Below are 10,991 nucleotides of genomic sequence, written 5' to 3'. Positions count from 1 at the left end.
CCCCCGGCCCCTCTCCCGTACACGGGCGAGGGGAGACAAGTCCGGCTCAGTGTAACTTGAACCATTGCAGCATCAAGTAGCGTCACCCTCTCCTTCAAGAAGAGGGTCGGGGAGTAGATGGTCTGCCCCCCCTTTCAAAAGCGCCCCGCCAGCCAGTCCGGCACGGGGGTTTCGGGGATCGAGTGTTTGAGGGCCTTGGCCCGAGTTTTCGATTCCCGCCCGTGACGGGCTGGCTGGCGGGGGAATCTGGCGCTTGCGCCAGACGCTTTTGCAGGGTCGCCTTTGGGGTGGAGGGGGCTTTGGCGAGACAAAGTCCCTTCCCCGTCCGCGCGGCGGAACGCGCTGTAACGCCTTTACCCGTGCCGAAGGCACTACCCCTCACAACACCCCAAAAACCCGCCTACTGATACCCCGGATGCCACCGCAACCAAACCCGCTCCAACTGCCTCGCCGCCCAATCACTCCCCTTGCCCAATAACGCATACAAAAGAATCGCCAGCACCACCACATCCGTCTGCAAAAACTCACGCGCATTCATCGCCAGATAACCAATGCCGGAGCTGGCGGAAATCGTCTCCGCCACGATCAGCAGAATCCACGCGAACCCGATCGCAAACCGTACGCCAACCAGAATCGATGGCAATGCACCCGGCAGGATCACGTCGCGAAATAGCGGCCAGCCCCGCAATCCATAACTCTTCGCCATTTCCAGCAATCCGGCATCGACCGATTTGATGCCGTGATAAGTGTTGATGTAGACCGGGAACAGCGTGCCGAACGCAACCAGAAACAACTTGGCCGCTTCGTCGATGCCGAACCACAAAATCACCAACGGGATCAGCGCCAGCGGCGGCACGTTGCGGACCATTTGCACAGTGGTATCGAGCACCAGCTCTCCGCGCTTGGACAAACCGGTGATCAAGCCCAGCAGCAGCCCAAATCCACCACCGATGGCGAGGCCAATCGTGGCGCGCCAGAAGCTGATCTTCAGGTGTTGCCATAACTCGCCCGACTGCCAAAGCCGCACGGCTGCGTCGAAAACAGCGGAGGGCGCGGGCAGGATGCGGCTGGTCAGCAGACCATGCGCCGCAGCCCATTGCCACAGAAACAGCAGCAACGCCGGCACGATCCATGGCGCAATGCGGCGGCCGATCAGGTTGAGCGCAGCGGCCATGACTCAGCTCGCGGCGGCGACTGCACGCGGTGCGGTCGCTGTGGGCAAGTCGCTGGGCGGGGTGTCGTTGGCGATGATTTCGCCGAACGGCCCGGTCAGGTTGATCTTGCCGGCCGGTTTGACGTGATCCAGCGGCAAGAGCGGGAACAATAGCTCGGCCGTGCGGTAGGCCTCTTCCAGATGCGGATAGCCGGAGAAAATGAAGGTCTCGATGCCGAGTGCAGCGTATTCCTTGATCCGGTCCGCCACCTCCTGCGGATTGCCGACCAACGCCGTCCCCGCCCCGCCGCGCACCAAGCCGACACCCGCCCAGAGGTTGGGGGAAATCTCGAGGTTGTCGCGCCGGCCGCCATGCAGCTCGGCCATGCGGCGTTGGCCGACCGAATCGAAACGGGCGAAGGACTTTTGCGCGGCGGCGATGACGTCATCGGTGACGTAGGTCAGTAACTCATCCGCCGCCTTCCACGCTTGCTCGCTGGTTTCGCGCACGATCACATGCAAGCGGATGCCGAAGGTGACCTTGCGACCCAGCGCTTCCGCTTTGTCTTTCACAGTCTTGATCTTCTCGGCGACGGCAGCGGGCGATTCACCCCAGGTCAGATAGACATCGACCTGCTCAGCGGCTAGACCAATCGCCGCCTCGGACGAGCCGCCGAAGAACAGCGGCGGGTACGGCTTCTGCACTGGCGGGTAGAGCGTCTTGGCGTTCTCGACCTTGAGGTGCTTGCCTTCGAAGTTGACGCTCTCCCCGGCCGCCACACCGCGCCAGATGCGCAGGAATTCGTCCGTGACTTCGTAACGCTCGGCGTGGGTCAGGAAGCTGCCATCGCCGTGTTGCTCATCCGGATCACCACCGGTGACGACGTTGATCAGCACGCGCCCGTTGGAGATGCGGTCCAGCGTGGCGGCCATGCGGGCGGAAACGGTCGGCGAGATGATGCCGGGGCGGATGGCGACGAGGAACTTGAGGCGCTCGGTGAATGGCGCGAGTGAGGATGCGACCACCCAGGAATCCTCGCAACTGCGCCCGGTTGGGATCAGCACGCCTTCAAAGCCCAGGTTATCCGCCGCTTGGGCGATCTGCTTGAGGTAGGCGTGATCAACCTGGCGCGCACCGATGCTGGTGCCGAGATAGCGGCTATCGCCGTGGGTGGGCAGGAACCAGAAGAGCTTCATTGTTCGTTTCTCGGTTATCCCTCGCGCAGTGCGAAGGGAAAAATCAAAAATCTGTGTCGTCCTGTAGGAACGAGCTTGCTCGCGATGACAACGGTTAATTAGCCGCCATCGCGAGCAAGCTCGCTCCTACACATTCATCCGGCCGCAGCCAAATCGAATTACTTGCCGGCCACCAAGGCATCCTTGATCTGGATCGGCTTGGGAATCAGGCCCAGCTTGTGAAAGGCATCGGCAATCTTCTGCTGTGCTTCGGCGGTCCTGGCGTTGACCGGCTCGACGTTGTACGAGTAGCGCGAGACGGCCAGTTGCACGATGTCCGGCGACAGGCCTAGCAACGGCGCCAGCTCTTTCACCACTTCCGCCTGGTTCTTGTTGGCCCAGTCATCGGTCTTGTCGAGCTCATCCAGCACGGTGCCGATGACCTTGGGGTTCTTCTCGGCATAGGGTCGGGCAGCGAGGAAGAACTGCGTGTTGGCAACCAAGCCCTTGCCGTCGGTCAGGATGCGTGCGCCGAGCTGCTTTTCGGCTGCGGCGAGGAACGGATCCCAGATCACCCAGGCATCGACCGAACCACGCTCGAACGCAGCGCGGGCATCGGCCGGCGGCAGGTAGACCGTCTGGATGTCGGTGTAGGCGACACCGGCTTTTTCCAGCGCCTTGACCAACAGGTAATGCACGTTCGAGCCCTTGTTGAGCACGACCTTTTTGCCCTTCAAGTCGGCAACCGATTTGATTGGCGATCCCTTTGGCACCACGATGGCTTCTGCGGTCGGCGTGGGTGGTTCATTGCCCACGTAAACAAGGTTGGCGCCCGCCGCTTGGGCAAACACCGGCGGCGCCTCGCCGGTCGTGCCGAAGTCGATTGCACCGACGTTCAAACCTTCCAGCAATTGCGGGCCGGCTGGGAATTCAGTCCATTTCACATCCCACCCCAAAGCCTTGAGGCGTGGCTCCAAGGTGCCACGTGCCTTCAGGATGGTGAGCGTGCCGTACTTCTGATAGCCAATGCGCAAGGTGTCGGCTTGTGCTGCGGCAGTGACCAGGCCGATCGCGGCCAGAATCAGGGTGGCGAGCGTGCGTTTCATTAGGGGACTCCGTTTTTGATTTCTGCGGGATCAGACGCTGATGCCGCCAATGCGGATCTGTGCATTCAGCTCATGCGGATCGAGCTGAACCACGCCAGGATTGGGCAAGTGGGCGATAAAGCGCGAGACCGCGGCATTCAGCCGGTTGGAGATGTCTTCGGCGATGATCAATTCGCCGTCTTCACCCCAGCTCAGCGCTTTGTCGGTGGCATAGATGCCGCCGAGGATGTGCCGGGCCTTGAGCGAGGTCAGGACCGGTTGCAGGGCGTAGTCGACCGCCAACATGTGCGCCGGGCTGCCACCAGTGGCCAGTGGCAAGACCGCGTGATGAGACAGCGCGCGCTCGGGCAGTAAATCCAGCAGTAACTTGAGAGAGCCGCTATAGGCGGACTTGTAGACCGGCGTGGAAACGATCAGCCCGTCCGCTTCGGCGATTGTTTTCTGCAAACGCTGGATAGCGGGATGGTCGAAGTGGGCATAAACCAAGGCATCGGCAGGGAAGTCGGACAGCGAGAACGGTTTGACCGTTACGCCAAATGACTGGAGCAGGTGAGACGCACGCTGCAGCAGGCCATCAGATCGCGAACGGGCACTAGGGCTGCCGGACAGAGTTACTACAGTCGACATGCAAATTCCTTTCAGAACTATTGAATTAATTCAATGTATTGAACCGGAATTTACAAGTACGTCGTTATCCCCACAAATACTTAATAACGCGTTATTTATAACTTAGTGTTTAGTTTTAACCAGCGCTCATGCCGCCAAGTTCGGCACATTACCGATCACATTCAGCACCCCGGGCAAGGCGCAATGCTGATCAGTGGGCGGCAGGCGCGGGTTCGGGAGCGTATTGGCGTTCGAGCTCACCGGCCGCAATCAGGGCCAGTGCTTTCAGGATCATTTCCTGCTCTTCGGTGAGCTGGCGCGGCTTGATGTCGAATACGCAGACCGTACCAATCGCGTGGCCATTGGTGAGCACGATCGGGACGCCAGCGTAGAAGCGCAGATGTGGCGCATTCGTGACCAAGGGGTTGTCCCAGAAGCGGGCATCCAGCGTGGCGTCTTCGACTTCCATCACTTCTTGGGGATTGAGGATGGCGTGACCGCAAAAGGAGATATCGCGGCCGATTTCACTGGTATCGAGCAGGCAACTGGCTTTGAACCATTGCTTGTCGCTATCGATCACGCTGACCAAGGCGTAGGGCATGGATAAGGCGGAAGCGGCATATTCGACCAGATCCTCGAACACCGGGTCTGACTGCGAATCGAGCAGTTGCAGGGAATGGAGCGCCGCAAGCCGTTCAACTTCATTGGCAGGAAGTTCGGGAGCACGCATCACGATGCAATCCATTCTCGATCTGGCAATCGCGCCTGTGCTTATTGTTAATGCGCGCGAAGAAAATAAAAAGGCCACCGCCGACGGGCGATGGCCTTTTCACGCTTAAAGGTCAATGACTTAGCTATTCAGCCCTTGCCAGATGGCTGCCAGCAATACGTCCTGATGATCTTCGGTGTATTCCCAGAAAAATGCCCCAGCGAGTGACGCTTGCTTGACGAAGGCGATCTTGTGCGCAATCGACTCCGCATCCTCGTAGGAGACAAAACGCCCGTCATGAATCAACCACGGGGCCTTGGCGGCATCATCCCAATGTCTGATCGCACCACTCGGCAACAAGGTCTCGACGATTTCATCGTAACTATGGGAGCCGTTACTGCCTTTCTCCCCCGCTTCACCAAGCGTCGCGGCACCGGCAAGGCTACGCCCGTAGAAGGCGCATCCCAGCACCAGTTTTTCAGCGGGTAAGCCGTTGGCGATGAGCAAGGCGACCGATCTGGCGCAGCTATCCCCTTCAGGATCGACCGGCGTATTGAACAAGTTGGTGTGATGGCCTGCGCGGGTAGCCCAACCGTTGTAGTAGTCGTAGGTCATCAGGTTGACGAAGTCGCATTGTGCGGCGACTTGCTCCATCTCGACCCCATCGAGGAAATACTGGCCCGCGCCGGCAGCGATTGTCAGCAGATAGCGTTCGTGGCCTTTGCGGTTTTGCTTATCGGACAGTGCATCGAGCCGCTCGCGCAGCGCAGCCAGCATCAAGGTGAAGTTCTGCTTGTCTTCCGGGCGGGCTTTGATCCCGGCCATATCATTGCTCGGGTACTCCCAATCCATGTCGATACCGTCGAGTTGGTATCGTTGCAGAAAATCGAGCGCAGAATCGGCAAACTTGGCGCGCGCCTCGGGCGTGAATGCGGCATCGGAAAAGCCATCGGCGGTCCAACCACCGATCGAGATCAATAGCTTGAGATGCGGGTGTCGGCCGCGCAGGGCAACCAGCTCAGCCAATCCCTCTTCGCGTCGGGCCTGATGTTCGGAGCCGTCCGTCAGCAGAACGACTTCACCGTCGCGGATATTGGCGAATGCATAGCAAATATGCGTGAGGCGATCAGCATCGCGCTCAAGCGGCAGGTCATCCCAATTTTTCCAACCAGCGATATAAGCCAAAACGATTTTCTTTTGCTGCAGCATCACTACCTCTCGAAACAGCACCGCCCCTTGGCGGCGACAAAGTCGCTGAACTCAGGTTCGCAAAACCGAATGGCCGCCAGATTTACAAGGCGGCGATTACGCTCATTTCTACTTTGTAACGCGGATCAGCCAGGCGAGCCTCTACCGTAGCACGAGCAGGTGTCTGGCCTGGATGAACCCACGCCGACCAAGCCTCATTCATGGCATCGTAATCGGCCATATCGGCGAGGTAGATCGTGACGGAAAGGAGTTTCTGCTTGTCCGAACCGACTTCGCTCAAGAGATGATCGATGCTGGCTAGCACTTCATCCGCTTGGCCCTTGGTGGTCTTTTCGAGCGATTCGGCAACTTGGCCGGCAAGATAAACCGTGTTGTTGTGAACCACGATTTCGGACAGCCGCGGGCCGACGTGATAACGCTGGATGCTAGACATGATGTGCTCCCGAAAATAGGCCGGCGACAAAACTGCACAATGCGGACCGGCAAAAAAACAAGGCGAGCCATAGGGCTCGCCTTTGATGTTAGTGCGCTATTTACGCGGTGGCGACCGAACGCAACCGCATTGAGAACTCTTGCAGCGCAGCAATGCCGCTTGCTTCGGCACGAGCGCACCAGTCCTGCAGATGTTTCAGCAGTTCAGCACGGGATAGCGATGAACGCTCCCACAGGCGGGACAGCTCCTGGCGCATCTGGTACACCTGATCCAGCACCTTGCTTTGAGCCAGCACGGCATCCAGCTTGGGCTTTTCTTCGGCCGGCGTATCCTTGGCATCCTGCTTCAGCCACACCTTCATCTGGCGGGCAATATTGAAGTCGATATGCGGCAGATGCAGCTTTTCGAGTTCGACAGCGACTGTGGACTTCAGCGTCTTGGCATAGTTGGCAGCAATGCTGTAGCGATTGGCAACGATAGCGGCCAGCGCTTGCTCATCCAGCTCGCGCACATCGGTCGTTTTCATCTTCGGTGCAACCTTGCGCACCTTGGCCATGCCCAGCACTTCCAGCGTGCGGATGTAGGCCCAACCAATATCGAACTCATACCACTTGTAGGAGAGCTTGGCCGAAGTACCAAAGGTGTGGTGGTTATTGTGCAGCTCTTCGCCGCCAATGATGATGCCCCACGGCAAGATGTTTCTGGATGCGTCTTCGCATTCGAAATTGCGATAGCCCCAGTAGTGGCCAATCCCGTTGATAATGCCGGCGGCAGTCAGCGGAATCCAGATCATCTGCACAGCCCAAATCCAGATACCGTTCGGACCGAACAGCGCCAGATTGATGATCATCATCAAGGTCGGGCCCCAAGCGGAGCGCGGCGAATAGAGGTTACGTTCCAGCCAGTCATCAGGCGTGCCGTGGCCGTACTTTTCCATTGTCTCGGCATTCTTGGACTCTGCGCGATACAGCTCGGCGCCTTCCCAGAACACTTTCTTGATACCCAACACTTGCGGGCTATGCGGATCTTCCGCCGTTTCACATTTGGCATGGTGCTTGCGATGGATCGACGCCCACTGCTTCGTGACCATACCCGTGGTCAGCCAGAGCCAGAAACGGAAGAAGTGGCTCGGAATCGGGCCAAGATCCAAGGCACGATGCGCCTGATGACGATGCAGATAGATCGTGACAGCGGCGATCGTGATATGTGTAAACACGAGGGCAACAACAATATAGCCCCACCAAGGCAGGTCAATGAGGCCGTTTAACCAGTTCATTCAATACTCTCCAAAAGGAATCCAGGCGGCGCAACAATAGCGGCACCGGTTCACTGGGGGCTTGATTCTAATCAATTTTTCCGTCGAATACCGCTGTTTGAAACACGGGCAGACGGATGGTTCCATGCAAGCTTACTCGATACCTTGCAGATTACCATCACCCGCCAGACGGTTGGATGGTTTGAAATGCACTACATCGAGCCGATTGAACGGGATATTGATGCTGTTTTCGCGGAAGGTCTGCCAGATTTTCCGGTTAATCTCAGAGCGCAAACCCAGCGTGCCATTCTCAGGGTCTTTCACCCAGAAACCCAGTGACATATTTACCGCGCTGTCACCAAAGCCTTCCAGATAAGCCCGCGGCCCCGGGTCGTCCGCTATGCGAGGATGCCCAAGGGTCGTCGCCTCAAGCAATTGCAGCACCTGCTCGATATCGGACTCATAGGCAACCGTCACCGGCAGCTTCACCCACACCTTCCGATCATGGTATGACTGATTGACGACGGTCGATGAGATCAGGGTGTCATTTGGAATCAACGCCTCTGTGCCGTCCAAGCCCTTCAAGACCACATAACGCGCTGTAATGCCGCTAATCGTGCCTTGGCGATTATCGATTGTGACAAGGTCACCAATCTTGATCGAACGATCGATCAAGATGATGAATCCGGATACGTAGTTCGATGCAATCTTCTGCAGGCCAAAACCCAGACCCACGCCGAGGGCCCCGCCAAATACCGACAGCACCGTAAGATCAATACCGACCAGCGGCAGCGCAATCAGCACGGCCAAAACGACCAATACTGTCTGCACGATCTTGACCAAGACTACACGCAGACTGAGATCCATCATCTGCGCGTTCATGAGTCGGCCTTCGATCAGCCGGCCAATCCACATGGCCACCAGCATCGTCCCGGCAACAGAAGCCACTCCTTGCAGAATGGTCAGTACGGAGATGCGTGACTTGCCTAGCGAAAAGCTGATGGCATCAAGCGCCTCCGCCACCTCTGGCAGGATGCCAAACACATGCAACACATAAATCAGCCAGATCATGCCTGCAATGTATTTCTCGCCCCGTTGTACCCATGCGGCTTGGGCGAACACATGCTTCAGTAGATAAACCAGCACACGGATGTTCACCATTGCGGTGAGCAGAACGTAGGCTAGCGCAAGCAGACGATGCGGGCGCGGAATAACAAGACCAAGCGACCAGCCCCCCAACAGCAGCACGATCAATGCGCTGACCGGAAAATAGACTCTTGAAAACCCCTCGCCGCCGAACTTCCAGCGTGCCTGGTCAAGTGCAAGCTTTGGCTTGAAGTAGCGGTTACTCAGCCAAGCCAAGCCCAAAGCGACAAGCAAAATACCTGTTTGGGCCAATAAGCTCTGTGAGAACCCACTGGTCTGGCGTAATTCAACCAGCAACTCAACAACAAGATTGTGACGCTCTACCATCATGCCCCACGAATGCGCTTGAGCGTTTGCGTGGTAGACGTCTGAAACAAGAATGGAATGGAATGGACATGACCGCCCCAAGCCATCACTTCAGCCGCGCCGACAATCTTGTCCACGGCCCAGTCTCCGCCCTTGACCAAGATATCAGGCTTGATTGCCGTGATCAGCTCGTAGGGCGTATCCGCATCGAACCACGTGACAAGACTGACGCTCTCCAGCGCAGCAATCACGGCGGCACGGTTTTCCAGCGGGTTGATCGGTCGATCGTCCCCTTTCCCCAGGCTCTTGACCGAAGCATCGGTATTCAGTGCAACAATCAAGCCTTGGCCGAGCGCACGTGCCTGCGCCAGATAAGTCACATGGCCTCGATGCAGAATGTCAAAACAGCCATTGGTAAATACCAATGGTCGGGTTAGAGAACCTAACCGTGCAGAGAGCTGCTCAGGCGGACAAATTTTCTGTTCGAAATCGGTCGGCAAATGCCCGGTCATACGGCAGCGCCCGTCCCCAATTGCTTGCGATAACGGTTCAAGTCACTGACCGTTTCGAGCGCAACGCCAAACAAACTGGATAAGTTACGCAGGATGCCACCAACAACACGTGCTTCCCATTCCTTGCCAAACTGGATTTGTGTATCGAGCCAACGCTCGAGCCAATCCGGGTCCGGCAACCGGCTTTGCACCGTGTCGTTCGGGAATAGATCTTTATTCACGTGCAGATTAGTCGGGTGCAGCGGCTTGCCAGAGCGCCCGCTAGACGCCATCAGAAAGCCAATCTTGGCAAATGCCTGCTTGGCGTCTACACCACAGCGTTCGATCGCCCGCTTCATATACTTGAGATAAGCACCGCCGTGGCGTGCTTCGTCGGTCGATAAGGTTTTGTAGATTGCCTTGATAACCGGCTCGGTGTGCCAATCGGAGGCACGGCGATACCACTGAGTCAGACGCACCTCACCACAGAAGTGCAGCATCAAGGTTTCAAGCGGCGGGGCCGGATCAAACTGGAAGCGCACTGCGTGCAGCTCTTCTTCGGTCGGCGCTAGATCTGGCCTGAAACGACGGAGGTATTCCATCAGCACCAACGAGTGCTTCTGCTCCTCATAAAACCAGATAGACATGAAGGCGGAGAAATCACTGTCATCTTGGTTATCACGCAAGAACATCTCTGTGGCGGGCAATGCCGACCACTCAGTAATTGCATTCATCTTGATCGTGAGGGCCTGCTCATCCGATAGCAGCGTATTGTCGAACTCGTCCCAAGGGATGTCGTTCGCCATATTCCAGCGCGCTTTTTCAAGATCAGCAAACAATTGCGGATACAACATCCGGACCTGCTCCTTCGGACAAACTGCGTCAATGTTTATAGGTAAAAGCCTGCTTTGATTTAGCTTATTAGACTAGTAGTGCCGGATGAGAACAAGGCCCAAATTTGTCATATTCAGCTGCTACCATCAGAAATTTTGCGCCATTTCAACGCAATATGCTCAAAACAAAATGATCGTTTTGAAATTAGCAAAGCAAACGCCCCAGACATCATGGGATGCTGGGGCGTTCAAATAAGAGCCTGGCGATGACCTACTTTCACACGGGAATCCGCACTATCATCGGCGCAAAGTCGTTTCACGGTCCTGTTCGGGATGGGAAGGCGTGGGGCCAACTCGCTATGGTCGCCAGACGTAACTGGTTGAGTTACGACGGTGGTCTGTCATGACTCTGAATTCGATAGAAGAAGCTTTACTACTTTGAACTGCGATCGACTCGTTCGTCCATCGCCGCCCACTCAAATTGGTCTTGTCCTACTGGATTTGATTGCACTGCAAACCGCTACGCGCAACGCGCTTCAGGTTATAGGATCAAGCCGCACGGGCAATT

11 protein-coding genes and 1 rRNA gene are annotated in these 10,991 nt (G+C 57.0%); all 12 read right to left on the bottom strand.

The features are described from left to right. Positions 1–400: 400 nt before the first annotated feature. A complete protein-coding gene (gene ssuC / locus BR41_RS21355) occupies positions 401–1,174 on the bottom strand; it encodes an aliphatic sulfonate ABC transporter permease SsuC (RefSeq protein ID WP_035061379.1) in 774 nt (257 codons plus the stop codon). Between the two features lie 3 nt (positions 1,175–1,177). Beyond that, positions 1,178–2,350, bottom strand: coding sequence for an FMNH2-dependent alkanesulfonate monooxygenase (ssuD, locus tag BR41_RS21350; protein ID WP_035061377.1), 1,173 nt, complete (start codon positions 2,348–2,350; stop codon positions 1,178–1,180). A gap of 158 nt (positions 2,351–2,508) precedes the next feature. Further along, a complete protein-coding gene (locus BR41_RS21345) occupies positions 2,509–3,435 on the bottom strand; it encodes a sulfonate ABC transporter substrate-binding protein (protein WP_035061375.1) in 927 nt (308 codons plus the stop codon). A gap of 30 nt (positions 3,436–3,465) precedes the next feature. After that, complete coding sequence (gene ssuE / locus BR41_RS21340) at positions 3,466–4,062, bottom strand: NADPH-dependent FMN reductase (protein WP_035061373.1); 597 nt, start codon at positions 4,060–4,062, stop codon at positions 3,466–3,468. 190 nt (positions 4,063–4,252) lie between these two features. Beyond that, on the bottom strand, positions 4,253–4,771 hold the full coding sequence (locus BR41_RS21335) for a GAF domain-containing protein (RefSeq protein ID WP_051711569.1): 519 nt from the start codon (positions 4,769–4,771) through the stop codon (positions 4,253–4,255). Positions 4,772–4,891: 120 nt separating this feature from the next. After that, positions 4,892–5,959 (bottom strand): glycoside hydrolase family 18 protein, encoded by a 1,068-nt coding sequence (locus tag BR41_RS21330; protein WP_051711567.1) that lies wholly within the window; start codon positions 5,957–5,959, stop codon positions 4,892–4,894. Positions 5,960–6,041: 82 nt separating this feature from the next. After that, complete coding sequence (locus BR41_RS21325) at positions 6,042–6,392, bottom strand: RidA family protein (protein WP_035061371.1); 351 nt, start codon at positions 6,390–6,392, stop codon at positions 6,042–6,044. Positions 6,393–6,492: 100 nt separating this feature from the next. Beyond that, entirely contained in the window at positions 6,493–7,668 is a 1,176-nt protein-coding gene (locus BR41_RS21320; protein WP_035061369.1) for a DesA family fatty acid desaturase, read from the bottom strand. Between the two features lie 132 nt (positions 7,669–7,800). Next, positions 7,801–9,123 (bottom strand): mechanosensitive ion channel family protein, encoded by a 1,323-nt coding sequence (locus tag BR41_RS21315; protein WP_084187509.1) that lies wholly within the window; start codon positions 9,121–9,123, stop codon positions 7,801–7,803. Further along, entirely contained in the window at positions 9,120–9,611 is a 492-nt protein-coding gene (gene rfaE2 / locus BR41_RS21310) for a D-glycero-beta-D-manno-heptose 1-phosphate adenylyltransferase (RefSeq protein WP_035061367.1), read from the bottom strand. The genes BR41_RS21315 and rfaE2 overlap by 4 nt, the downstream gene beginning before the upstream one ends. Continuing rightward, positions 9,608–10,444, bottom strand: coding sequence for a ferritin family protein (locus BR41_RS21305; protein ID WP_035061365.1), 837 nt, complete (start codon positions 10,442–10,444; stop codon positions 9,608–9,610). The genes rfaE2 and BR41_RS21305 overlap by 4 nt, the downstream gene beginning before the upstream one ends. 237 nt (positions 10,445–10,681) lie before the next feature. Beyond that, positions 10,682–10,794: ribosomal RNA gene (gene rrf, locus BR41_RS21300) — 5S ribosomal RNA — on the bottom strand. Between the last annotated feature and the right edge of the window lie 197 nt (positions 10,795–10,991).

The organism is Andreprevotia chitinilytica DSM 18519 (assembly GCF_000711875.1).
Taxonomy (GTDB): domain Bacteria; phylum Pseudomonadota; class Gammaproteobacteria; order Burkholderiales; family Chitinibacteraceae; genus Andreprevotia; species Andreprevotia chitinilytica.
The sequence above is the reverse complement of the archived record's forward strand: the minus strand, read 5'-3'. Positions and strand labels throughout refer to the sequence as shown.